The organism is Ruegeria sp. ABF4_144 (genome assembly GCF_056160045.1).
Genome location: NZ_JBSWWK010000001.1, coordinates 574,878 through 596,371 on the forward strand (window position 1 = coordinate 574,878; position 21,494 = coordinate 596,371).

Annotated in this window: 23 protein-coding genes; 20 read left to right on the plus strand and 3 right to left on the minus strand. The window is 58.4% G+C overall.

Going from position 1 to position 21,494, the window contains the following annotated elements:
• Positions 1–148 precede the first annotated feature (148 nt).
• From ACXAGD_RS03040 to ACXAGD_RS03070, 7 genes are all read left to right on the plus strand, one after another.
• Positions 149–2,497 (plus strand): DNA topoisomerase IV subunit A, encoded by a 2,349-nt coding sequence (locus tag ACXAGD_RS03040; RefSeq protein WP_475208400.1) that lies wholly within the window; start codon positions 149–151, stop codon positions 2,495–2,497.
• A 99-nt stretch (positions 2,498–2,596) separates the two neighbouring features.
• Positions 2,597–3,190, plus strand: coding sequence for a hypothetical protein (locus ACXAGD_RS03045; RefSeq protein ID WP_475208401.1), 594 nt, complete (start codon positions 2,597–2,599; stop codon positions 3,188–3,190).
• Between the two features lie 113 nt (positions 3,191–3,303).
• A complete protein-coding gene (gene tuf, locus ACXAGD_RS03050; RefSeq protein WP_475208403.1) occupies positions 3,304–4,479 on the plus strand; it encodes an elongation factor Tu in 1,176 nt (391 codons plus the stop codon).
• Between the two features lie 292 nt (positions 4,480–4,771).
• The gene (locus tag ACXAGD_RS03055; RefSeq protein ID WP_475208404.1) at positions 4,772–6,484 is read left to right on the plus strand and encodes an amidohydrolase; all 1,713 of its coding nucleotides are present in this window, start codon (positions 4,772–4,774) and stop codon (positions 6,482–6,484) included.
• 352 nt (positions 6,485–6,836) lie between these two features.
• Complete coding sequence (locus ACXAGD_RS03060; protein ID WP_475208405.1) at positions 6,837–7,040, plus strand: hypothetical protein; 204 nt, start codon at positions 6,837–6,839, stop codon at positions 7,038–7,040.
• 142 nt (positions 7,041–7,182) lie between these two features.
• Entirely contained in the window at positions 7,183–7,848 is a 666-nt protein-coding gene (locus ACXAGD_RS03065) for a Crp/Fnr family transcriptional regulator (RefSeq protein WP_475208407.1), read from the plus strand.
• A 183-nt stretch (positions 7,849–8,031) separates the two neighbouring features.
• Positions 8,032–8,973, plus strand: a complete 942-nt coding sequence (locus ACXAGD_RS03070) for a lipid A-modifier LpxR family protein (RefSeq protein ID WP_475208408.1) — start codon at positions 8,032–8,034, stop codon at positions 8,971–8,973.
• A 67-nt stretch (positions 8,974–9,040) separates the two neighbouring features.
• Here ACXAGD_RS03070 and rpe read toward each other — a convergent pair whose 3' ends face one another.
• Positions 9,041–9,730 carry a ribulose-phosphate 3-epimerase gene (rpe, locus tag ACXAGD_RS03075; protein WP_475208410.1) on the minus strand — a complete coding sequence of 230 codons (690 nt, stop codon included), beginning with the start codon at positions 9,728–9,730 and terminating at the stop codon, positions 9,041–9,043.
• 162 nt (positions 9,731–9,892) lie between these two features.
• Here rpe and phnC point away from each other — a divergent pair, with 162 nt between their 5' ends.
• The 5 genes from phnC (at position 9,893) to ACXAGD_RS03100 (ending at position 14,616) form a co-directional block, all read left to right on the plus strand.
• Positions 9,893–10,714: a phosphonate ABC transporter ATP-binding protein gene (gene phnC / locus ACXAGD_RS03080; protein ID WP_475208412.1), complete on the plus strand. Its 822-nt coding sequence runs from the start codon at positions 9,893–9,895 to the stop codon at positions 10,712–10,714.
• Positions 10,715–10,779: 65 nt separating this feature from the next.
• Positions 10,780–11,682, plus strand: a complete 903-nt coding sequence (phnD, locus tag ACXAGD_RS03085) for a phosphonate ABC transporter substrate-binding protein (RefSeq protein ID WP_475208415.1) — start codon at positions 10,780–10,782, stop codon at positions 11,680–11,682.
• Positions 11,683–11,749: 67 nt separating this feature from the next.
• Positions 11,750–12,631: a phosphonate ABC transporter, permease protein PhnE gene (phnE, locus tag ACXAGD_RS03090; protein ID WP_475208417.1), complete on the plus strand. Its 882-nt coding sequence runs from the start codon at positions 11,750–11,752 to the stop codon at positions 12,629–12,631.
• A complete protein-coding gene (gene phnE / locus ACXAGD_RS03095; protein WP_475208418.1) occupies positions 12,628–13,989 on the plus strand; it encodes a phosphonate ABC transporter, permease protein PhnE in 1,362 nt (453 codons plus the stop codon). The genes phnE (ACXAGD_RS03090) and phnE (ACXAGD_RS03095) overlap by 4 nt, the downstream gene beginning before the upstream one ends.
• A 12-nt stretch (positions 13,990–14,001) precedes the next feature.
• Entirely contained in the window at positions 14,002–14,616 is a 615-nt protein-coding gene (locus ACXAGD_RS03100; RefSeq protein WP_475208420.1) for an LbetaH domain-containing protein, read from the plus strand.
• Positions 14,617–14,742: 126 nt separating this feature from the next.
• On the opposite strand, the gene phnF is transcribed toward ACXAGD_RS03100, so the two are convergent.
• On the minus strand, positions 14,743–15,453 hold the full coding sequence (phnF, locus tag ACXAGD_RS03105; RefSeq protein WP_475208422.1) for a phosphonate metabolism transcriptional regulator PhnF: 711 nt from the start codon (positions 15,451–15,453) through the stop codon (positions 14,743–14,745).
• Between the two features lie 103 nt (positions 15,454–15,556).
• Here phnF and phnG point away from each other — a divergent pair, with 103 nt between their 5' ends.
• From phnG to phnN, 8 genes are read left to right on the plus strand one after another with little or no spacing between them, the layout of a single operon-like run.
• On the plus strand, positions 15,557–16,015 hold the full coding sequence (gene phnG, locus ACXAGD_RS03110) for a phosphonate C-P lyase system protein PhnG (RefSeq protein WP_475208424.1): 459 nt from the start codon (positions 15,557–15,559) through the stop codon (positions 16,013–16,015).
• Positions 16,015–16,590 (plus strand): phosphonate C-P lyase system protein PhnH, encoded by a 576-nt coding sequence (phnH, locus tag ACXAGD_RS03115; protein WP_475208426.1) that lies wholly within the window; start codon positions 16,015–16,017, stop codon positions 16,588–16,590. Before phnG ends, phnH begins: the two co-directional genes overlap by 1 nt.
• Before the next feature lie 3 nt (positions 16,591–16,593).
• Positions 16,594–17,685: a carbon-phosphorus lyase complex subunit gene (locus tag ACXAGD_RS03120; RefSeq protein ID WP_475208428.1), complete on the plus strand. Its 1,092-nt coding sequence runs from the start codon at positions 16,594–16,596 to the stop codon at positions 17,683–17,685.
• Entirely contained in the window at positions 17,682–17,951 is a 270-nt protein-coding gene (locus ACXAGD_RS03125; RefSeq protein ID WP_475208429.1) for a hypothetical protein, read from the plus strand. Before ACXAGD_RS03120 ends, ACXAGD_RS03125 begins: the two co-directional genes overlap by 4 nt.
• Positions 17,948–18,808: an alpha-D-ribose 1-methylphosphonate 5-phosphate C-P-lyase PhnJ gene (locus tag ACXAGD_RS03130; RefSeq protein WP_475208431.1), complete on the plus strand. Its 861-nt coding sequence runs from the start codon at positions 17,948–17,950 to the stop codon at positions 18,806–18,808. Before ACXAGD_RS03125 ends, ACXAGD_RS03130 begins: the two co-directional genes overlap by 4 nt.
• The gene (gene phnK, locus ACXAGD_RS03135) at positions 18,805–19,575 is read left to right on the plus strand and encodes a phosphonate C-P lyase system protein PhnK (protein WP_475208432.1); all 771 of its coding nucleotides are present in this window, start codon (positions 18,805–18,807) and stop codon (positions 19,573–19,575) included. Before ACXAGD_RS03130 ends, phnK begins: the two co-directional genes overlap by 4 nt.
• A gap of 11 nt (positions 19,576–19,586) precedes the next feature.
• A complete protein-coding gene (gene phnL, locus ACXAGD_RS03140) occupies positions 19,587–20,270 on the plus strand; it encodes a phosphonate C-P lyase system protein PhnL (protein ID WP_475208434.1) in 684 nt (227 codons plus the stop codon).
• Positions 20,267–20,815 carry a phosphonate metabolism protein/1,5-bisphosphokinase (PRPP-forming) PhnN gene (phnN, locus tag ACXAGD_RS03145; protein ID WP_475208435.1) on the plus strand — a complete coding sequence of 183 codons (549 nt, stop codon included), beginning with the start codon at positions 20,267–20,269 and terminating at the stop codon, positions 20,813–20,815. Before phnL ends, phnN begins: the two co-directional genes overlap by 4 nt.
• Here the strand turns inward: phnN and ACXAGD_RS03150 are convergent.
• Positions 20,797–21,480, minus strand: a complete 684-nt coding sequence (locus ACXAGD_RS03150; RefSeq protein ID WP_475208436.1) for a DUF1045 domain-containing protein — start codon at positions 21,478–21,480, stop codon at positions 20,797–20,799. The two genes, phnN and ACXAGD_RS03150, sit on opposite strands and share 19 nt — an antisense overlap.
• Positions 21,481–21,494 lie beyond the last annotated feature (14 nt).

Below are 21,494 nucleotides of genomic sequence, written 5' to 3' on the forward strand. Positions count from 1 at the left end.
GTTGAGAATATCATATTTCGAGCCCTGAGTCGAAAAACGGGGGAAATCCGGGGGTTGCCTCCCCCTGTTGCAAAAAGCGCCACTTGTCCCCAGCAAAATAAGCGTTGCTTGCTTTACCAAGACGCGCTTGCGTCGTATCACATCATATATGAACGATACGATCGACGACCCCAACATGGAGGCCCCCGAGAACGGGGGCGAGGTAGCCGAACCGCTGCGCCGCGCGATTGGCGAACGCTATCTGACCTATGCGCTGTCCACCATCATGCACCGGGCCCTGCCGGACGCACGGGATGGTCTGAAGCCGGTTCACCGGCGAATCCTCTATGCGATGCGCGAGCTGCGACTCAGTGCGACGGGTGGGTTCCGTAAGTCCGCGAAGATTTCTGGCGACGTAATGGGTAACTATCACCCGCACGGCGACGCTGCGATTTACGACGCAATGGCGCGCCTGGCGCAGGACTTCAACGTGCGCTACCCGCTGGTCGACGGTCAGGGAAACTTTGGCAACATCGACGGTGATAACCCGGCGGCCTCGCGATACACTGAGGCGCGGATGACCATCGTCGCCGAGGCGCTGCTTGAGGGGCTAAACGAAGACGCCGTTGATTTCCGCGACAACTATGATGGCACCCTATCCGAGCCGGTCGTGCTGCCGGCGCAGTTCCCAAATCTGCTGGCCAATGGCTCCAGCGGTATTGCGGTGGGGATGGCGACGAATATTCCGCCGCATAATATTTCCGAGCTTTGTGATGCTTGTTTGCATCTGATCAAGACACCGGATGCACGTGACGACACTCTGCTGAACTACGTGCCGGGCCCGGACTTCCCTACCGGTGGCGTCATCGTCGAGCCGCCCGAGAACATCGCGCAAGCGTATCGCACAGGGCGTGGGTCTTTCCGTCTGCGCTGTAAGTTTGAGGTCGAGGATCTGGGTCGCGGTCAGTGGCAAATCGTGGTCACCGAGATTCCCTATCAGGTTCAGAAATCCAAGCTGATCGAAAAGATCGCGGAACTGATCCAGACCAAAAAGATACCGATCCTGGCCGATGTTCGTGATGAATCCGCTGATGACATCCGCCTGATCCTCGAGCCGCGCTCTAAGAACGTGGACCCTGAGGTGCTGATGGGGATGCTTTATCGCAACTCGGACCTTGAGGTTCGGTTCAGCCTGAACATGAACGTGCTGATCGACGGCGTGACGCCCAAGGTCTGCTCGATGAAGGAAGTGCTGCGCGCTTTCCTTGATCACCGGCAAGAAGTGCTGCTGCGTCGCTCACGCCACCGCATGGCTAAGATCGACCACCGGCTGGAGGTACTGGAGGGCTTTATCGTCGCCTTCCTGAACCTTGACCGTGTGATCGACATCATCCGCTATGACGACGATCCCAAAGCCGCGCTGATGCGCGAGGATTGGGGCATCGACCACGTTCGCGCGACCAGCGAGGCCGATTATGTCTCGCCCAAACCGGGTGAGGGCGAGCTGTCCGAGGTGCAGGTCGATGCAATCCTCAACATGCGCCTGCGCTCCTTGCGTCGTCTCGAAGAGATGGAACTGGTCCGTGAACGCGATGCCTTGATGGAAGAGCGTGCCAATCTCGAAGACCTGCTGGCCGATCCCGCCCTGCAATGGGCCAAGATCGCCGAGCAGTTGAAAGAAACCAAGAAAACCTTTGGCAAAGACTATGAAGGCGGTGCACGCCGGACCCAGTTCGCTGAGGCCGGGCAGGTCGAAGAAGTTCCGCTTGAGGCGATGATCGACAAGGAACCGATCACTGTTGTTTGCTCTCAGATGGGCTGGATTCGCGCCATGACCGGCCATATCGACCTGAAGCGTGAACTCAAGTTCAAAGACGGCGACGGCCCGCGGTTCATCTTCCATGCGGAAACCACCGACCGACTGCTGGTCTTTGCCTCGAACGGCCGGTTCTATACGATCAGTGCCGCCAACCTGCCCGGTGGGCGGGGTATGGGCGAGCCGTTGCGCCTAATGGTTGATCTGCCGAACGAGGCGCAGATTATCGACATCCTGATCCACAAACCGGGGCGCAAGCTGCTGGTGGCCTCGGATGCGGGCAATGGCTTCATGGTGCCCGAGGATGAGGTGTTGGCCCAGACCCGCAACGGGAAACAGGTTCTGAATGTCAAGGGCGACGAGACCGCGATGATTTGTAAGCCGGTTTCGGGTGACCACGTGGCTGTTGTTTCTCAGAACGGCAAGTTCCTGGTTTTCCCGGCCGAGGAGTTGCCCGAGATGACCCGAGGCAAAGGCGTACGTCTGCAAAAGTACAACATGGCGCGCGGGCGTCAGGGCACGTTGGAGCTGGATGGCGGCCTGTCTGACCTGACGACCTTTAATTGGGAAGAGGGCCTGAAATGGTCCATGGGTGGTGACAAAACCAGGCACGAGGCCGATTTGTCCCAGTGGCTGGCCAAACGCGCCAGTGTCGGGAAAAAACCGCCTTACGGCTTCCCGCGCGACTATAAATTCTCGTGAACAGGCTGCGTTCGCGGGTGGAATTCTGCCGATACTGCTTGGCACAGGCCGTATCGGTGCGCTAGATCAAAGCAAAACAGGCCTATCGAGACGAGAGACATGCTGCGCATTTTGACCCTGATCACCGGACTGGCCCTGATGGGCGCTTGTACACAGACGCAGGTTTACGAAGAACCTGAGTCGCTGGGCGAGTTCAAAATGCGCGTGAACTACGCCTTTGCTGACAAGGCTGTTCAGGGACCAGTGTCGCGGGACGCCACTCCGGACGAATGGACGTCCGCTATCCAGAATGCGGTCGATATTAGACTGGGCCGCTATGAGGGCGCGCAGGAATATGACATCGGCATCAGCCTCGAAGGCTATATGCTGGCCCCTCCGGGCATTCCGGTCATCTATAACCCCAAAAGCACGGCAATTGTTCTGGTCAATGTTTACGACGTGAACAAGAAAGAGTTCCTTGCCAAGGGTAAGCAGTTCCAGGTGCTGGAAGATACGACCGGGGGCAGTGCCCTGAAAGGATCGGGTCATGAGCGCACCAAAGAGGAGCAAATGAGTGGTCTTGCCCTGAAGGTCGCCGACCGGGTCGAAGAGTGGTTGGCCGAAGAACATGACGAGAACGGATGGTTCGATCGGCGCCCAGACCTGATCCAACCGCTGGATTCCGACGTCGTCACGCAAAATCCGGCATCATAAACGGGTTTTAACGCAGGATGTGCTTGATTTTCCCCTTTGAACCAAATATCTCGCGCGCGCAGATGTAACCACGGGACCAAGGGTCCCCCAAATCGCAAAAGGGCGCCTGAGGAATGGCAAAGGAAAAGTTTGAGCGTACAAAACCGCACGTCAACATCGGCACGATTGGCCACGTTGACCATGGTAAAACGACGCTGACCGCAGCGATCACCAAGTATTTTGGTGACTTCAAAGCGTATGACCAGATTGACGGTGCGCCGGAAGAGAAAGCGCGCGGCATCACCATCTCGACCGCCCACGTGGAATACGAGACCGAGAACCGCCACTACGCGCACGTTGACTGCCCCGGCCACGCCGACTACGTCAAGAACATGATCACCGGTGCTGCGCAGATGGACGGCGCGATCCTGGTTGTGAACGCAGCTGACGGCCCGATGCCGCAGACCCGCGAGCACATCCTTCTGGGCCGCCAGGTTGGCATCCCGAAGATGGTCGTGTTCCTGAACAAAGTTGACCAGGTTGACGACGAAGAGCTGCTGGAACTGGTTGAGATGGAAGTTCGCGAACTGCTGTCCAGCTACGAATACCCCGGCGACGATATTCCGATCATCGCAGGTTCGGCTCTGGCCGCGATGGAAGGCAACAACCCGGAAATCGGCGAAGAGAAAATCAAGGAACTGATGGCGGCTGTTGATGAATACATCGACACCCCTGAGCGTGCTGTTGACCAGCCGTTCCTGATGCCGATCGAAGACGTGTTCTCGATCTCGGGTCGTGGTACCGTTGTGACCGGCCGTGTTGAGCGTGGCGTGATCAACGTTGGTGACGAAATCGAAATCGTCGGCATCCGCGACACTTCGAAAACCACCTGCACCGGCGTTGAAATGTTCCGCAAGCTGCTGGACCGCGGTGAAGCAGGCGACAACATCGGCGCCCTGCTGCGTGGTGTTGACCGTGAAGGCGTTGAGCGTGGCCAGGTTCTGTGTAAGCCGGGTTCGGTTACACCGCACACCAAGTTCGAAGCCGAAGCCTACATCCTGACCAAGGAAGAAGGCGGCCGTCACACTCCGTTCTTCGCGAACTACCGTCCGCAGTTCTACTTCCGTACGACTGACGTGACCGGCACCGTGACCCTGGCCGAAGGCACCGAGATGGTCATGCCCGGCGACAACGTGTCGTTCGGCGTTGAGCTGATCGCACCGATCGCGATGGAAAACGGTCTGCGCTTCGCGATCCGCGAAGGCGGCCGCACCGTCGGCGCCGGCGTGGTGTCGAAAATCATCGAGTAAGGCGCGCTTGTCGCGCCTGGTTGCGGCAGGCGATTTTCCAAAGGAAAATCTGCTGCAAGAAACTCGGTTCAACTAAAGAAGGCCGTCCCTCGGGGCGGCCTTTTTCATTTTCGAATACACCAACACTGATGCTAACCTGTTTCGTATTGATACATTGCAATTCGAAAGAGGTTCTAAGATGCACTTTCCGGCACGTTCAATTTGCCTTGTTGCAGCCTTTGCGTTTTCAGCCACCTCAGCGTCCTCACAACAGATTGCAGATCGGATCTATTTGGGAGGGCCAATTGTCACGATGGACGATACTGCCCCGTCCGCCGAAGCCGTCGCAGTCAAAGACGGGCGCATTCTTGCAGTGGGGGCGCTGTCTGATCTGTCTGCCCATCAGGGTGACGAAACAGAAACTTATAATTTGGACGGGCGCGCGATGCTACCGGGTTTCGTCGACAGTCACGGGCATGTGGTCATGGGCGGCTTGCAGGCGCTGTCCGCCAACCTCCTTGCGCCACCAGATGGGGAGGTCATTGATATTGCCAGTCTGCAGTCCACGTTGACTGGCTGGACCGCAGAGAATGCGCAGGCCGTTGAACAGGTCAAAATGATCATCGGCTTCGGCTACGACAACGCTCAGTTAAAGGAACTGCGCCACCCAACGCGGCAAGAGCTGGATATGGTGTCAAAGGACTTTCCTGTCGTCATCATTCATCAGTCTGGGCATTTGGGTGTCGCAAACTCGAAAGCCTTGGAATTGGCGGGAATCACTGCGGCATCCGAAGCACCTCCGGGCGGGGTGATCCAACGCGATGAAGCTGGCGAGCCAAACGGAGTTCTGGAAGAGTACGCGTTCTTTGCGGTTCTCGTGCCCATGTTGGGGAATTTGGGTGAGGAGGGTTTGGCCGCCTTTGCACGCGCCGGAACCGATCTCTGGGCAAAGTTTGGATATACGACCGGACAAGAAGGCCGTTCTTCGGGTGAAATTGTACAGGTTCTCAGGAAGGTTGCCGCTGAAGAGGGGCTTCCCATCGACGTGGTCGCGTTCCCGGACGTGCTAGAGTCCAGGGACTTTATCGGGGCCAACACCTCAGTCAACTATGACGACAGGGTTCGTGTCGGGGGGTGTAAGTTGACAGTCGACGGCTCGCCACAGGGGTTCACGGCGTTGAGGGATCGACCCTATTTTGATCCCGTGGGGAACTATCCTGCGGGGTATACAGGATATGCAGCCATCACGATGGAGCAACTCCAAGATGCTGTGAATTGGTGTTACGAAAACGGTTTCCAGATCCTCGTGCACTCGAATGGAGAAGGGGCATCAGACATGCTGATTGCCGCGCTCGAAGAGGCTCAGATGAAGTACGGGGACCCGGGAAACCGCCCGGTGCTGATACACGGCCAGTTTCTACGGGAAGATCAGGTCGCGAGCTTTAAACGCCTTGGCGTTTTCCCATCGCTGTTCCCAATGCATACGTTCTATTGGGGGGATTGGCACCGTGACCATACCGTTGGACCTGTCAACGCAGAGAACATCTCGCCAACAGGGTGGCTACGTGAGAGAGACATGATGTTTGGGACGCATCACGACGCCCCGGTGGCTTTTCCCGACAGCATGCGCGTACTTGCGGCCACGGTCACCCGTCGCACCCGATCGGGCGACATTCTGGGACCGCATCAAAGGGTCGATGTGATGACCGCCTTAAAGGCCATGACGATATGGCCCGCCTGGCAGCATTTCGAGGAAGATGAAAAAGGCTCTATCGAAGTTGGAAAGGTCGCGGATTTTGTAATCCTGTCTGACGACCCAACCGCCGTCGATCCAGAAACGCTTTCGCAGCTTGAAGTGCGCGTAACCATCAAGGGCGACGAGGTTGTCTACGAAGCTGAAGGCGATGTCCGAGAGGGAAAACTGCAGTTCTCGCCTTTTTCTAGTGACCCTGTGATCGCTCACCTTTTCCTGCATGCGCTGTATCAAGGCATGAAGGTCGAAGACCCGTGGCTGGTGAGGAATTAGCCTGAAGTGGACTAGAGCTCGCTGAATATGGGCTGGGTTGGAAATGCGCTTGGCCATCCGTGAAGGCGGCCGCGCTTTCGGCGTCGCCTCGAAAGTCACCAAGTAACTTGCCCGAGCGCCCCCCCAATGAAAGGGCGTCCCTCGGAGCGCCGTTTTTAAAGGTGCGATCCACCGGATTAATCCTGTCTTCATCATTCGGTAAAGAAGCGACCCCATCTAAGCCTCGAGGCAATAGCGCTGCGTCTGAACCGCGCCGTTTAGCTTCATGTTGCAATCATATCCGCTTGAACGCATCAAGAGCCCGCACCATTCGCGGGTCGATACGCCAAGGGGTCAGAAGATGGGGAACACCATGTTTGGACTTCAGTTCGTACAATACGGCACACGCATCCTGCACAGCAAAGATCTGGATGATATGCAGGCAGCGATCCTTGGTGATGACGGTTTCCAATGCGGTGCGGGCGGATCGCAACCAAAGAAGATGGTCAAGCTGACAGCCTGCTACTCGGGGCATACCAACACGGACGCGCCTCAGCGTCGTCTGTCAGCCAAGTAGACCTTTGCCTTTTCCGGGTTTTTGACAACGGTTCGGGAACGGCACAGAAATCTTCCATGCCGGCTTAATGCACGGCTAAACTCACCATGCTCCTTTAGTAACGCGCTGCACTTTTGGGCAGGCATAGCAGACGAGGCACGGTATGGTGGGTTTGGACCTGTTGGTGAACGCGGCGAATGTCTTTTACCTTATCTCCTATTCGGTCCGAGACATTTTCTGGCTACGGGTGCTGACGGTAATCGGGGCGTTTTTCCTTCTGCCCTACTATTATTTGCAAAGCACGCCGCTATGGGCGCCGATCGGGTGGAACCTGTTTTTCACGGGGATCAACATCTTTTGGATCATACGTCTGTTGCTGGAACGCCGCCCGGTGCCTTTTACCGATACCGAACGGCATCTGTACGAAATTGCCCTGCGCAATTTCAGTGAACGTGACGCGTATAGCCTTCTTAAAACGGGTGTCTGGAAAACCGTTCCATCCGGGACAAAGCTGTTGGCGCAGGGGGAGCCAGTTCCGTGCCTTTCGCTGATCGTAGATGGTGAATTTGCCGTGGAAATGAACGGAAACCGCGTGGACACGCTGGGCGAGGGGCGGTTCCTCGGCGGCACGGCGTTTCTGAGCGGGGATCAGGATTTTACAGCGCCAGTGACAGTGACGGCGCTGGGACCGTCACGTGTCATAAATTGGGAAATGCCGAATCTGAACGCCGAACTTCGGAAACAACCGGATCTGGCGATTTCGATAGAAGCCTGTCTGGGGCTTGAAGTCTCGCGCTTTTTGCAGGCTGCCCGAGTACAGATCCCGTAAAGAACCAGATCTGCTGCACCAAGTTATCTCTGCCAATTCATCCCCCCAATAATTGAGCGTCTTCAAGCTGTTGCTTTTCAGTATCGGGTTCTTCCGAGGTGCCATGCAGTTCTTGTCGCAAGTGTTTCCGCTTTCTACGGTCACCGAAAAGCGATCGGTGCTGGGAAGGGTAAGGAGCTAATAATGAAGATTTTTCTGGCTCTTGTTCTGCTCTGTATTCCTCAGCTTCTATACGCACAATCCGCATCGACCACACCGGTTGCCACAAAGCCTGAAAAGCGAGAGCTGGTTGGGTTTGGCTGGATGTTCTCTGACGATCTACTCGGCGACGATCAGGATCGCTGGCAAACGTCCTCCTTGAATCTGTCCTGGGTTTTGGCACGAGGGTGGAACGGGGAATTGCCCGAAGCGTTTGGGGATGTGATCGAAATCCGGGCCTACACACAGATGATTTCGCCCGAGGACCTCGTTTCACCCAGCCCAACCGACAGGCGGTATGCTGGCATCCTGTCGCTGGGGGCCTATACGCATTTTCAAAAGCGAGGCGCTGAATTCACTGTTGGTGCCGAACTGGTTGCAGTTGGGCCGCAGACTGGTGTCGACAAACTACAGACCGAGTTTCACAAGCTTATTGGCAGTACACCTCCTTCACAGGCGATTCTGGATGACCAGATATCGAATGACTTCTACCCGACCGCAGTTGCGGAAATCGGCCGCGAATGGAATTTGGGGCGTAGCACGCGCGTACGGCCGTTTGCCTCTTTAAGGGCCGGTGATGAAACTTTGGCGCGCGTTGGTGTCGACGTTACTTTTGGTCAAGTCGGCCGCTCTGAACTGTTGATACGGGACAAGATCACGGGGCAACGGTATCGGACCATGCGCTCTGGCCCCAAGGGTGTTAGCGGAGTTGTTGGTTTTGATGCTGCCTATGTTGCGGACAGCGCATATATTCCGAACTCGGGTTCGGTCAGTCTAAAGCGGGAACGGTATCGCGCGCGCCTCGGCCTGAATTGGGAGGCTAAACACGGGACGTTGTTTTACGGCGCAACGTATCTGAGCGAGGAGTTCAACCAACAACTGGAAGGGCAGGTTGTTGGTTCGCTGAGTTTCAAGATTTCGTTCTGACCTCTGCGCCAAACGTGCGTGACGCAGACAGGAACGTTGCCGTCTTGTGAACGACAACGCCAGACTTTTAGGTCAGAGCCGATTCCGCTGCAGCGCGGACGGCTTTGATGTTTTCGCCGTAGACGTCGGGGTTGGACACCGATCCGCCTTTGAAAACGGCTGATCCTGCGACCAGAACATCGGCACCGGCTGCTGCAACCAGAGGCGCGGTCTGTGGATCAACGCCGCCGTCGATTTCGATATGGACAGGGCGGTCGCCAATCATCTGACGCAGTTTGCGCACTTTGTCGGTCATGTCGATGAATTTCTGGCCGCCAAAACCGGGGTTAACGGTCATGACGCAAACCAGATCGGTCAAGTCCAAAAGATGCTCGACCGCCTCGGCCGGGGTGCCGGGGTTGAGGGCGACACCGGCTTTCATGCCGGCGGCACGGATGGCCTGCAGAGTGCGGTGGGTGTGGGGTCCGGCCTCGATATGCGCGGTCAGGATATCGGCGCCGGCGTCCGCATAGGCCTGAATATAGGGATCGACGGGCGTGATCATCAGATGCACATCCATCACGGTTTTCACATGCGGACGGAACGCTTTTACCGCGGGTGGGCCGAAGGTCAGGTTCGGGACGAAATGGCCGTCCATCACGTCGACATGGACCCAATCGGCGCCCTGTGCCTCGATGGCCTGAATCTCTTGTCCGAAATTTGCGAAATCGGCGGACAGGATCGAAGGGGCGATCTTGATAGTGCGGTCAAAGCTCATGGCGGCCTCGTGTCAGCTGAAGAGTCGGCCCGCGTATACCTGTGCCGCGCCGCAATGGGTAGCCCCCGTAACTTGCGTGCCGTTACAAAACTTTCACCACACTGACACATAGCCGTTGAATGACCTCTGTAGCTGACCGCCAACAAGAATTGGGGGTGGCACGTGCTGCGTATCGAGAAACTGACCAAACGCTTCGGCGACAATATCGCCGTGGATGCGGCGACGCTGGATGTCGACAAGCCCTGCATGATTGGCATCATCGGTCGGTCTGGTGCCGGGAAGTCCACCCTGTTGCGGATGATCAACCGCCTGACGGATTCCAGCGACGGTCAGATCCTGTTCGAAGGCCGTGACGTCACCCAGTTGAAAGGTCGCGAAAAGCGTGCCTGGCAGGCCGAATGCGCGATGATCTTCCAACAGTTCAATCTGGTCCCGCGTATGGATGTGGTCTCGAACGTGCTGCACGGCACGCTAAACCGTCACTCGACGCTGGCGACCATGTTCAATCTGTTCCCGATGGACGAGATTCACCGTGCCATCGACATTTTGGACCGTTTGGGTATTGCAGAGCACGCCCCCAAGCGCGCCGAGGCCCTATCGGGCGGTCAGCAGCAGCGCGTCGCTATTGCACGCGCCCTTATGCAGGACCCCAGAATCATTCTGGCAGACGAACCCATCGCCTCGCTGGACCCGATGAACGCGCAGGTGGTAATGCAGGCGCTGCGCCGCATCCACGAAGAGGACGGCCGCACCGTCATCGCCAATCTGCACACGCTAGACACCGCCCGCCGCTATTGTGACCGCGTGGTCGGTATGCGCGACGGGCGCATTGTTTTCGACGGGTTGCCCGAACAACTGACCACCGGCGTTGCCCGCGAAATCTATGGCGCCGATGCCAGCTTCTCGGAAGAGGCGACCTCGACCGAGATCGAAACTCTGGATGCCACCCAGAAGGCCCTGATGGAAGCTGAAGCCACTATCTGAGCCACCGACCCCCTTTCATCGACCGGCCCGATGAAAGGCCGGCACATCAACCTGGAGAAAGACAGATGAAAAAACTGATTGCTGCCCTGGCGGCGACCACTGCACTGGCCGCACCTGCCATGGCCCAAGAAATCAGCGAACTCCGTATCGGCATTCTGGGCGGTGAGAACGCTCAGGACCGCCTGAACAACAACGAATGCCTGCGCGTCTATACCGAAGAAGCGCTGGGCGTTCCGGCCAAACTGTTCGCACCTGCCGACTATAACGGTGTGATCCAGGGCCTACTGGGCGGCACAATCGACGTGGCCTGGCTGGGCGCGTCGGGCTATGCAAAAACCTATCTGTCTGACCCCGAAGCCGTTGAGCCGGTTCTGGTCAAGGTCAACACCGATGGCGGATACGGCTATTACTCGGTTGGTTTTGCCCGCAAGGACAGCGGCATCACCTCGCTGGAAGACATGAAGGGCAAGACCTTTGGTTTTGGTGACCCGAACTCGACCTCGGGCTACCTGATCCCGTCGATTGAAATCCCGGCGGCTACCGGCGCGACCATGGACTCGGGCGACTATTTTGGTGAAGTGAAGTTCACCGGCGGTCACGAGCAGACCATCGTTGCGGTCAACAACGGCGACGTTGATGGCGGCGTAACCTGGGCTGACGGCCTGGGTGAATGGGAAGACGGTTACCAGTCGGGCGCGCTGCGCCGCGCTGTGGATGCCGGTCTGGTCGACATGAACGACATGGTTGAAATCTGGAAGTCCAAGCCGATCCCGGAAGGTCCGGTTGTGGTCCGCAAGGCTCTGCCTGACGACGTCAAAGCCAAAGTGACCGAGCTGTGGGACACGCTGAGCGAGAAAGACCAGGATTGCTTCTACGGCGTGGCCGCGGGCGAAGCCAAAAGCTTTGATCCGATCACTCATGACGCCTACGAAGTCATCATCGAAGCACGCAAGCTGAAGTCCAACTAAGCCTGCATATCCTATGATCGGGGTCCGGTGGAAAACCGGGCCCCGTTTTTCCACTCAGGAGCATTCCATGACAGACCTGACTGCTGGGTCCTCGACCGTTGATCAGATCCGCGACGAATACACCGCGATGGCGCGGCGCAAACGGGTCTATGGTGGTATCCTCCTGATCGTGTTCGTAGCCATGATGGCTGCGGGTTTTCGCACGGCTGACGATCGTAACGCGGGCAGTTTTATCGACGGCTGGCACCGGATTCTGGATTATCCAGCCGAGGTTCTGTCCGAGGCTTGGGAAAAGATCGCCGAGATGCCCACCAATTTGGTTGAGTTCTTTCCGGCGCTGGTCGAGACGCTGAACATAGCGGCGGCGGCGACTCTGATCGGCACCATCGTGGGCACGTTCCTGGCGCTTATGGCGACGCGTGGGATGGCGCTCTGGCCTGCGCTAATCCCTCTGTTCCGGCGTATCTCAGACATTTTCCGGGCCGTGCCCGAGATTGTCATCGCGCTGGTTCTGATCTTTGTTTTGGGTGGCGGTCCAGTGCCCGCGATGATCGCCATCGCCATTCACACCGCCGGCGCGCTGGGCAAACTGTTTTCAGAAGTGAACGAAAACGCCTCGCTCAAACCGGTCGAGGGGCTGCAATCGGTGGGCGCAAACTGGTCGCAGCGCATGTATCTGGGCGTGATCCCGCAGGTCGGTCCGAACTATGTCAGCTATGCCCTGCTGCGGTTCGAGATCAACATCCGCGCCTCGGCCATCCTTGGCTTCGTCGGCGCAGGTGGTCTTGGGTATGAGCTGCGCAATGCAATGTCTTGGGGGCAGGGGCGCTATGACGAAGCCGCCGCCATTTTCATCCTTCTGTTCGTCACAATCGTCGTTGTGGATCAAATATCCGGATATCTGCGCGACCGTCTGGCCCACGGGTCGGAAAAAGGAGCCACGGCATGAGCACCTTCGCAACCAACCTGACCGTTGATGAGCTCAAGGCCGAGGCGGATCGTATTTTCAATCGCAAACGGCTGGTGAACTTTGGCCTGCCTGCGCTGGTTCTGGCCTATCTAGTCTATGTGTTCTTTGCCTTCGACGTGCCGGGTCTGGCCGCGCAGGCGAACTGGAAAAACGGCAAGACGCTGGTTTCGGACAGCTACAGCTACAAAACCCATATCGAGCGGGACAACCGCTCGGGCGAAGTGTCCGCGGCCATCGAGGGCGAGCGCAAGGGCGCTTACCCCGAAGGTCAGGCCCCCGATTGGGTCACGCTGGGTGAGACCACGGTGATTGATCTGGAAGACGGTCATGTTGTGCGCTTTGGTCCTGAAACGGTGGAATATGACATTCCAGGTTATGGCACCATCCGGGCGACACCGACCCGTTCGGCCGGGGTGCAGGCGGAACTGCCCGCTGGCGACGTGCCAGAGTGGATCAGCGTGTCCAAAAACCGTTTGACCGTTTTCTCCGATGCGGGGCGCCTTACCGTGACCCGCAACCGGTCCGAGGTGTTCCGCTATTTCACCGGGTGGGAACTGTTCTGGTTCACGCTCGACAGTCCGTATTACGGCAAGCCCTTCCCCGAACTGGCCGGACGGGCCATGAACGGTGAGGCCGGTGCGATCCTGAACGATTTCTGGACCAACAAGATGTGGCGGCATCAGGATGTGGCCTGGGCCATTTTTGAGACCATCCTGATGGCGTTTCTGGGTACCCTCGGCGCGGCTATGGTCGCCCTGCCACTGGCGTTTATGGCGACGCGTAACTTCAACCCGGTGAAAACCGTGCGCTTTGCGACCCGCCGGGTGTTCGACTTTGTTCGCGGCGTGGATGCCCTGATCTGGACCGTGGTTCTGGCCCGCGCCTTTGGTCCCGGCCCGCTGACCGGCGCACTGGCCATTCTGGTGACTGACGCGGGCACCTTCGGCAAGATCTTCTCGGAAGCGCTGGAGAACGTGGACAACAAGCAGATCGAGGGCGTGCAATCCACCGGGGCCAACGCACCGCAACGTTATCGGTTTGGCGTGATCCCGCAGGTGACGCCGGTGCTGCTGAGCCAATTACTCTATTTCCTTGAATCCAACACCCGCAGCGCCACCGTGATCGGTGCAATAACGGGCGGCGGTATTGGTCTGCTGCTGACGCAGGCGATCATTACCCAAAAGGACTGGGAAGAGGTGGCCTATTACATCGTCCTGATCATTTTGATGGTCATGCTGATGGACTGGTTCTCGGGTTGGTTGCGTCGGCGCTTGATCCAGGGTGAGAAGGATAAAAAACGCAAACCGCGCGGCGCGAAAGCAAAGCTGCAGCCGTAAGGACGAAAGACAATGCCACGCTTGTGCCCGGATCAGCCGTTTATTCATCCCGATTGCCAGATCACGAACAGCAGCTTTGGCGAATATGTTGAGATCGGTGCAGGCAGCCGGGTCGCGAATTCGGTCTGGGGGGATTATTCCTATTGCGACCGAACCTGCGATATCGCCAATGCCGAGATAGGAAAATTTGCCAATATCGCCAGTTTCACGCGGATCGGGGCAACGGATCATCCGATGGAAAAGGCGTCTCAGCACCATTTCCTGTACCGGTCGGCTGACTACTGGGACGATGCCGAAGACGATCAGGACTGGTTCGCTTATCGAGCCAGTCGCAAGGCCGTGATCGGACACGACACATGGATCGGCCATGCGGCAATCATCAAACCCGAAGTGATGATTGGCCACGGCGCGGTAGTGGCTTCGGGCGCTGTGGTGACCAAGGATGTCGACCCCTACACCATTGTCGGCGGGGTGACAGCCAAACCGATCCGCCGCCGGTTTTCCGAAGATGTGACTGAGCGGATGCTGGCTTTAGCCTGGTGGGACTGGGACAACCAGCGTCTGCGAACTGCATTGCCGGACTTCCGGGCGTTGAACGCCGAAGCCTTTCTGGAAAAGTACGAGTAAACAGTGCAAGCCTGCGCGAGGGAATCCTCCCGCACCCGCAGGAGCATCGGCCACGTCGATCACTTTACGCCCAACGGGATGAGTCCTCCGCAAGGAGACCGAAGACAGACGGAAGGCCTTCGCCGCCTAATCGTCGTTCAGTGTCAGCGTGACTCGCTCTCCGGCAAAAACGGTGCGGCCGTACTCGACCGGTACGCCTGACAGATCAGCGTTTACTCCGGTGGAAAACAGCACCGGCGCCCCTTCGGGAAGTTGCAGATGCAGGGCTTGGGTCGCTGTTGCTGCCCGCGCGGTCAGGCGGGTCGAAACGCGGGTGTAATCCGAGACTCCACAGCGTTGCAGCGCTTTGGTCACTGATTGCGTGTCTTGCAGCGCTGCCAGGATGTCAGGCAGGCGATCCGCCGGAAAGATGCTCTGGAACAGACCGATGGGTTGACCATCAGCCAGCGACAACCCGTCATAAACATGCACCTGGTCGCCCGGGGCCAGTTCCAACGCCTCGGCCTCGGCGTCATCCGCCAAACGTGTGGTCAGCGAGAGGATCGTCTTACCCGGTATCTTGCCACTGGCCGAGATGCTCTTGTGGTATCTGACCCGCTTACCAATCGGATAATCTGTCGGGCGCGCGGCCACAAACACACCCGCGCCGCGCCTTGGATGCACCAACCCCTGTTCCGCCATATCCGCCAGCGCGCGCCGTACCGTGTGCCGGTTAACCCCATGCTGCGCCGCCAGTTGCGCCTCAGTCGGCAGGCGATCTCCGGTGTTGTAACGCCCCTCGGCGATGTCCGAGGTCAGGCTCAGCGCGATGCTTTTCCAGACCGGTGTTTTGCTCATGTCACTAAACTTTCACAGTGTTGCGGATTGCGGGACTCATCGTTGGGGTGTAATATTTGTCTAGTTGTATAGTTCACATAGACAACCCGGCCAAGAGGTTTTGATGGCGGATATTCAAGATATTGCAATCGCCACGCGCAAAGAGTGGATGGGCCTGCTGGCTCGTGCCCCCGAGAGGGCGCTGATGGATTTATGGGGCGAGATTGGTACGCCCCCAAGTTTTAATTGGCTTCGCAGCCCTGAGGTTGGCGGCGTCATGGTGCGAGGTCGCACAGGCAGCACAGGCGCGCCCTTCAATCTTGGAGAAATGACCGTCACGCGGTGTTCGCTGGTGCTGACGGATGGAACGATCGGGCATGGCTATGTGCAAGGACGGTCAAAGCGCAAGGCTGAGGCCGCAGCACTGATCGACGCGCTGATGCAGACCGATGCAGCCGGAGACATTCGTGCCCAGGTGATCGCAGCGCTTAGCCAGCAGATGCAGGAAGCCAAGACGGTCCGCGCTGCGAAAGCCGCCGCCACGAAGGTTGAATTCTTTACGCTGGTTCGGGGAGAGGATTGATGAACGCGCAGACCCAATTCTCGGGCGGATTTGAAAATGCACCGATCGATGCGGCCCGCGCCTTCCGTGCTGCGATGACAGTCATGGCACGGCCGGGTCAGATTCGCACGATCTCAGGTGCCCAACCGCCAGCACCCTTGTCTGTGGCAGCTGGAACCCTGCTGCTGACGCTATGTGATCCGGATACGCGTGTGCATCTGGCGGGTGACTTGGACACAAATGCCGTACGCCAATGGCTGACCTTCCATACTGGCGCACCAATCGCTGATGCGTCCGAGGCGGATTTTGCCGTCGGGACGTGGGAGGCCCTTGGGCCGCTGTCCCAATACCGTATAGGGACGCCAGAATATCCTGATCGCTCGTCCACACTGATTGTTGCATGCGAAGACCTGCAACAAAAAGGCGCGGAATTGACCGGCCCGGGGATCAAAGACACCGCGCATCTTTCTCTGCCGGACGTACCCGCTCTTCAGGCGAACGCGGCGCAATATCCATTGGGCTGCGACTTCTTCTTCACATGCGGCGACAAGCTCGCGGCCTTGCCACGCAGCACGCAGATCAAGGCGGAGGATTAGACGATGTACGTAGCTGTCAAAGGTGGTGAAAAGGCCATCGAAAACGCTCATGCTTGGCTGGCCGAAGAGCGCCGCGGATCAACCGATATTGCCGAGTTGAGCATCGCGCAAATCCGCGAACAGCTCTCGCTTGCAGTGAACCGGGTGATGGCCGAAGGGTCACTGTACGATCCGGACTTGGCAGCGCTGGCAATCAAGCAGGCGCGTGGGGACCTGATCGAGGCGATCTTTTTGATCCGCGCTTATCGCACAACTTTGCCCCGGTTCGGCTATTCTAACCCGGTGGAAACCGGTGAGATGACCTGTGACCGCCGTATCTCAGCCACGTTCAAGGATGCGCCGGGCGGGCAGGTGCTGGGGCCGACCTTCGACTACACACACCGCCTGCTGGATTTCAAACTGGCCGCCGAGGGTGAAGCTCCTGCCGCACCCGAAGCACAGCCGCGCACAGAGCCGACGCCGCATATCACCGAGTTCCTCAAGGGCGAGGACATCATTCAGGACGAACCTGCCAACGATGAAACCCCGGGAGATTTGACCCGTGAACCGATGGAGTTCCCGGCCGGTCGACCCTTGCGCTTGCAGTCGCTGACCCGAGGGGATGAAGGGTTTGTGCTGGGCATGGCCTATTCGACCCAGCGCGGCTATGCCCGCAACCATGCCTTTGTCGGCGAGTTGCGCATCGGCAAGGCTGCGGTTGAAATGGAAATCCCCGAACTGGGCTTCGCCATCGAGATTGGTGAGGTCGAAGTGACCGAATGCGAGACAGTCAACCAGTTCAAAGGCTCAAAGACCGAACCACCTCAGTTCACACGCGGCTATGGGCTGGTCTTTGGCCAATCGGAACGCAAGTCCATCGCCATGGCTCTGGTCGATCGCGCGCTGCGCTGGGAAGAACTGGGCGAGGATAATCTGGGTGCCCCCGCGCAGGATGAAGAATTCGTTCTGAGCCACGCCGACAACATTCAGGCCACCGGGTTCCTCGAACACATCAAGCTGCCGCATTACGTGGATTTCCAGTCCGAGCTGGAACTGGTCCGCAAGCTGCGCCGCGAGGCCGAGGAACGGATCACACCGAAGGAGGCGGCGGAATGACGTCAGAGATGTTAGTGCGCCCCTTTGTTTCCGTAAGCGAAATGTTGCCGATCGGAACCTTTGATTGGCTTTTCAGGGGAAACAAAACTGTCGGGCGATGGCTCGATTGCGCTCCACTGGGCGGTTTTATCACGACCCATAGCGCGGCGGCGTCGGTGCAAATGAACCCGTCGCCAAGCGAAATAGATCATAACGGAAAAAAAGAACAAACAACTCAGGAATATGTCCACGTCAACACCAATAAAAACAAAGTGATACAAAAATGAATGAGTATAATTTTGCATATTTGGACGAGCAAACCAAGCGGATGATCCGCCGAGCCATCCTGAAAGGGTTGGCCGTGCCCGGATACCAGGTGCCATTTGCCAGTCGTGAGATGCCGATGCCCTATGGCTGGGGCACCGGAGGGGTGCAGGTCTCGGCCGCGACGCTGACACCGGATGATACGTTCAAGGTGATCGATCAAGGCGCGGATGACACCACCAATGCCGTTTCGATCCGCAAGTTCTTTGAAAACACCGCCGGGGTTGAAACCACTGAGGAAACCGAGAAGGCAACAGTCATCCAGACCCGTCACCGCATCCCCGAAGCAATGCTGACCGAGGATCAGATTCTGGTCTATCAGGTGCCGATCCCGGAACCGCTGCGGTTTCTGGAACCGCGTGAAACCGAGACGCGTAAGATGCACAGCCTTGAGGAATACGGGCTTATGCATGTAAAACTGTACGAAGACATCAGCCAGCACGGCGCGATTTCGACCTCATATGCTTATCCGGTGAAAGTGTCGGGTCGGTATGTGATGGACCCGTCTCCGATCCCGAAATTCGACAACCCCAAGCTTGAGATGGAAGCAATCCAGCTGTTTGGGGCCGGGCGGGAACAGCGCATCTACGCGGTGCCGCCGCATACTCAGGTCGTCAGCCTGGATTTCGAGGATTACCCGTTTGAGGCCACCAAGGCCGACCATCCCTGCGATCTGTGCGGGGCCGAGGACAGCTATCTGGACGAGGTGATTATGGATGACGCGGGAAACCGGATGTTTGTTTGTTCCGACACCGATTACTGCCGGTCCCGCCGCGCGCAGGGTCACGAAGGACGCTTGAGCAAGGAGGATGCGGCATGACCCCGTTGTTGCAGGTCAATGGCATCGAAAAGCGGTATGGCGCGCGGATCGGCTGTGCGAATGTCAGCTTTGATCTCTACCCCGGCGAAGTGATGGGCATCGTCGGTGAAAGCGGTTCTGGCAAATCAACCTTGTTGAACTGTCTTGCGGGGCATTTGGAGCCCGACGCCGGGCAGGTGGTATTTGATACGCGCACCGATGGTCCGGTGGATACAGTAACCATGTCAGAGCCTGAACGGCGGATGCTGGGCCGTACTGATTGGGCTTTTGTCCACCAGCATGCCCGCGATGGCCTGCGGATGTCGGTGAGTGCAGGCGGCAATATCGGTGAGAGGCTAATGGCCGTTGGCGACCGTCACTATGGCCAGATCCGAGATCGGGCGATTGACTGGTTGGGCCGGGTCGAGATCGACGGCGCCCGTGTGGATGACCGTCCGACGGCGTTTTCGGGCGGGATGCAGCAACGCTTGCAGATCGCGCGTAATCTGGTGACCGGGCCTCGGCTGGTGTTCATGGATGAACCGACGGGCGGGCTAGATGTCTCGGTTCAGGCCCGGCTGCTGGATCTGTTGCGCGGCTTGGTGCGTGAGATGGGGCTGAGCGCCATCATCGTTACTCATGACCTGGCCGTTGTGCGCCTGCTGGCGGACCGGCTGATGGTGATGAAGGACGGTCACGTGGTTGAGGCAGGTTTGACCGATCAGGTGCTGGACGACCCGCAACACTCTTATACGCAGTTGCTTGTCTCCAGTGTTCTACAGGTCTGAAGGTGAATACGATGATTGAGCTTAAGGATGTCAGCAAGAGTTTTACCCTGCACAATCAGGGTAGTGCGGTGATCCCGGTGATGGAGCGGGCCTCGCTGAAGGTCGCACCCGGTGAATGTGTGGCGCTTACGGGTGCGTCGGGGGCAGGCAAGTCCACCTTGATGCGGGTGATCTACGGCAACTATTTGGCAGCGTCCGGGCAGGTTCTGGTCGGTGGTTTGGATGTTGCACAGGCCGAGCCGCGCGAGATTCTGGCGCTGCGCCGCGAGACGCTGGGCTATGTCAGCCAGTTCCTGCGCGTAGTGCCCCGAGTGCCAACGCTGGACGTTGTTGCTGAGCCATTGTTGGCCATCGGGTGCGACCGTCAGGCAGCGCTGAACAAGGCGGCGAGTTTGCTGGCGCGACTGAACATTCCGGAACGTCTGTGGTCGCTGAGCCCTACAACCTTTTCGGGCGGTGAGCAGCAGCGGGTGAACATCGCCCGGGGCTTTGCGCATGACTACCCGGCGATGTTACTCGATGAACCCACAGCCTCGCTGGATGTCCAGAACCGGGAAACGGTGCTGTCGCTGATCGAAGAAGCCAAGGCGCGCGGCGCTGCGATTGTGGGTATTTTCCATGACGTTGGAGCGCGTGAACGGGTCTGTGATCGTGAGATCAACGTCTCGGATTTCACGCCCGGAGTAGCAGCATGAGCCTTGCGCCGGTCATAGCGGTTGTTGGTCCCTCGGGTGTTGGCAAGGACAGCGTGATGGAGGCGCTGGAGGCCCGCGCGCCGGGTATTGTCAGGGTGCGTCGAGTGATCACCCGCCCCGAAGGCGAAGAAGGCGAAGATTTCGACCGGGTATCGGTTGAAGTCTTTCAGCAAATGGTGGCCGAGGGCGCCTTTGCGCTGCATTGGCCCGCACATGGGTTGCTTTATGGGGTGCCCAATGCAATTGGCGATCTGCGGCATCAGTCGGATGCGGTTCTGGTGAACCTGTCCCGCTCGGTCCTGCTGCAGGCGCAAGAGGTGTTTGGTGAAATGATCGTGGTCTCTTTGACCGCCGATCCGGACGTTCTGGCCCAGCGTCTGTCCGCGCGGGCCCGTGAGTGCGGGCAGGAACAAGCGCGGCGGCTGGCGCGGGCAACGACCCCTTTGCCCGAGGATCTGGCGCGGGTCATCGAGGTTGACAACTCGGGGTCGTTGGAGGCGACAATTGCCGCCATCCTGTCACAGCTTCAACCGGAAAGGGCGTAGCGATGGATCAGGTGAAAACGCCCGTCCTCTGCCTCACCCACAAGGGCCAGATCGGTGATCCGGAAAGGGGCGGGCAACAAAGGCGCAAGCCGCGTTTGCAGGGCGTCCTGAACTGTTGCCAGTGTCGGCTTACCCAGCTTGCCGCTGAGGGTGATGTGAAAGCGGAAGGCCTCCATCACATAAGGATAGCCCCACTGTACCAAATTGGCGTCCTGTTCGGGCGACAGACCGGCGGCGCGGCGACGTTCCAGTTCGGCCTCGGGCGCGGGCGCGCGAAAGCTGTCCAGATCGCGCACACATGCGGCGGCCAGCGTGTTCAGCGCGGTTTCATCCCCCAGTGGACGCAGTGCCAGAAACCGGCCGAGGCGGGCGATTTCCAGCCCGTCCAGCGTGACCGGAGGCTGCGATTGCGCAAGCCGCATGCAAGCCTCGGCCAGCGCATCCACCGACTGTCCGTCGCGCAGCCGGAAGGGTGGTTTCATCGTCGCGTGCAGCCCGTATTTGCGCGGCACCTCGCTAACGGCTGCAACGTCCACGCCATCGACCGACGGATGCTCGACGTCTTCGCCGGTTTCCGTGTCCCAACCCAGCCAGCTGGTGGCGAATTTCACCCATTCAGCCTCGGCTGGCGGCGAAAAATAGATCGCGTATCGCGTGAATGTCACATTGGCCTCCTATG

Coding starts and splice junctions, on each gene's coding strand:
- ACXAGD_RS03040 (WP_475208400.1), top strand. CDS start 149: ATGAACGATACGATCGACGACCCCAACATGGAGGCCCCCGAGAACGGG.
- ACXAGD_RS03045 (WP_475208401.1), top strand. CDS start 2,597: ATGCTGCGCATTTTGACCCTGATCACCGGACTGGCCCTGATGGGCGCT.
- tuf (WP_475208403.1), top strand. CDS start 3,304: ATGGCAAAGGAAAAGTTTGAGCGTACAAAACCGCACGTCAACATCGGC.
- ACXAGD_RS03055 (WP_475208404.1), top strand. CDS start 4,772: ATGGACGATACTGCCCCGTCCGCCGAAGCCGTCGCAGTCAAAGACGGG.
- ACXAGD_RS03060 (WP_475208405.1), top strand. CDS start 6,837: ATGTTTGGACTTCAGTTCGTACAATACGGCACACGCATCCTGCACAGC.
- ACXAGD_RS03065 (WP_475208407.1), top strand. CDS start 7,183: ATGGTGGGTTTGGACCTGTTGGTGAACGCGGCGAATGTCTTTTACCTT.
- ACXAGD_RS03070 (WP_475208408.1), top strand. CDS start 8,032: ATGAAGATTTTTCTGGCTCTTGTTCTGCTCTGTATTCCTCAGCTTCTA.
- rpe (WP_475208410.1), bottom strand. CDS start 9,730: ATGAGCTTTGACCGCACTATCAAGATCGCCCCTTCGATCCTGTCCGCC.
- phnD (WP_475208415.1), top strand. CDS start 10,780: ATGAAAAAACTGATTGCTGCCCTGGCGGCGACCACTGCACTGGCCGCA.
- phnE (WP_475208417.1), top strand. CDS start 11,750: ATGACAGACCTGACTGCTGGGTCCTCGACCGTTGATCAGATCCGCGAC.
- phnE (WP_475208418.1), top strand. CDS start 12,628: ATGAGCACCTTCGCAACCAACCTGACCGTTGATGAGCTCAAGGCCGAG.
- ACXAGD_RS03100 (WP_475208420.1), top strand. CDS start 14,002: ATGCCACGCTTGTGCCCGGATCAGCCGTTTATTCATCCCGATTGCCAG.
- phnF (WP_475208422.1), bottom strand. CDS start 15,453: ATGAGCAAAACACCGGTCTGGAAAAGCATCGCGCTGAGCCTGACCTCG.
- phnG (WP_475208424.1), top strand. CDS start 15,557: ATGGCGGATATTCAAGATATTGCAATCGCCACGCGCAAAGAGTGGATG.
- phnH (WP_475208426.1), top strand. CDS start 16,015: ATGAACGCGCAGACCCAATTCTCGGGCGGATTTGAAAATGCACCGATC.
- ACXAGD_RS03120 (WP_475208428.1), top strand. CDS start 16,594: ATGTACGTAGCTGTCAAAGGTGGTGAAAAGGCCATCGAAAACGCTCAT.
- ACXAGD_RS03125 (WP_475208429.1), top strand. CDS start 17,682: ATGACGTCAGAGATGTTAGTGCGCCCCTTTGTTTCCGTAAGCGAAATG.
- ACXAGD_RS03130 (WP_475208431.1), top strand. CDS start 17,948: ATGAATGAGTATAATTTTGCATATTTGGACGAGCAAACCAAGCGGATG.
- phnK (WP_475208432.1), top strand. CDS start 18,805: ATGACCCCGTTGTTGCAGGTCAATGGCATCGAAAAGCGGTATGGCGCG.
- phnL (WP_475208434.1), top strand. CDS start 19,587: ATGATTGAGCTTAAGGATGTCAGCAAGAGTTTTACCCTGCACAATCAG.
- phnN (WP_475208435.1), top strand. CDS start 20,267: ATGAGCCTTGCGCCGGTCATAGCGGTTGTTGGTCCCTCGGGTGTTGGC.